Below are 1301 nucleotides of genomic sequence, written 5' to 3' on the forward strand. Positions count from 1 at the left end.
CAATTAACCCAATCGGAAAAGTGAGTCAATCGGTTGACCGGCATCAGAGCCTGGAACGCGCCCTGCAAACTGACGATTAAATAGAACACCGTGCCCGTCCAGACAAACCTCAGAGGGACATCGCTTGCGACTGTCGAAGCTTGGCCTCGCAGTGACATCAGTTGGTTGAATACAACTAGTATCACGTCCATGCCCAAATACACGGAGGCGATAATGGCCGCCTTCTGCGCGTCCATGGGGATAGCCGAATAGACGTAATGGTGAGTGCCATTGAGCGGATAAAAAAAGAATAGAAACCAGAAACCGATCATTGACAAAAAGTGGCTATAGATAGGTCGATTGGTGGCGGCCGGAATAATGTAGTAAGAGATCGCAAGTACAAATGGCGTAACGAACAAACCCACTGCGTCGTGAATCCAAAGCCCGCTGAATGCAGCACCTTGCGCGCCGGGGATAAATGCAGGCGCGAAATTTCCTACTGGATATGCAAGCAGCGTAAATACGGCTCCGCCGATCAGGTACCAAGCCGAAATATACAAGCCTCCTCGTTGCCGCTTAAGCAAGAAAGGCCCCGCGAATTGGGCACATACCAAAATCAGACCGAGTACTACCACTAGGTCCACGATCATTGGGAACTCCGCCCATTCTAAAGACTGTATTGCGAACCATGGGCTATCGAGCCCGAGGGAAATAAGTAACCATCCGGGCAAAAGGACACCAAGATTCCAAATATAGAAAATGACCCAGCCCAATCTGCGACTGAACACCGGGCGATCAGCCAGGCGCGGGACCATGTGGTAACAGAACGCAAAGAAAGCATTGGCAAGCCAACCAAAAAAAATACCTTGTGTGTGATCGAACCTCAGGCGACCCCAGGTCAGCGCTGCGTGGCTACTCAGCAGATCGGGCATTGTCAGCTTCAGAGCAACAAGCAGGCCCGCAAGAGCTGATAGAAACAGTGTGATCACTGCTGCATAACCGTGGGCTTTGATAAGATCGTAATCAATGCGCGGCAAAATATCCGAGGGTTGATTCGCGTCTAGAGCATGCTCTGTTCCAGCTATCAGTCTACTCATGGCTTAGCTCCTTCAACGAAACGGTTTTGGAGCGGCTTAGAATCCATGCTGCCGTTCCTGATCGCTCCTCCGGCGTCAGTGTTATGTCCGTAGGCCCTGCAGAATAACCATCCCATCCTGGTTGGGGATGGGAAATGGCAGCGACCATGACAGCCAATGCTTCGTGATTAAGCGGCTTCGTCCCAATTACAGATTTATATCGTGCAAGGACTGCATTTCCAGCTA

At 51.0% G+C, this 1301-nt stretch carries 1 protein-coding gene; it reads right to left on the minus strand.

Features of this window, described 5'->3' with window-relative positions; genetic code table 11:
• A partial coding sequence (locus HT737_RS29570; protein ID WP_306287314.1) for a cbb3-type cytochrome c oxidase subunit I occupies window positions 1–1076 on the minus strand: 1076 nt, incomplete at its 3' end.
• Window positions 1077–1301: the final 225 nt, after the last annotated feature.

It is taken from the genome of Pseudomonas sp. MD195_PC81_125, from assembly GCF_014060985.1.
GTDB lineage: Bacteria > Pseudomonadota > Gammaproteobacteria > Pseudomonadales > Pseudomonadaceae > Aquipseudomonas > Aquipseudomonas parakoreensis.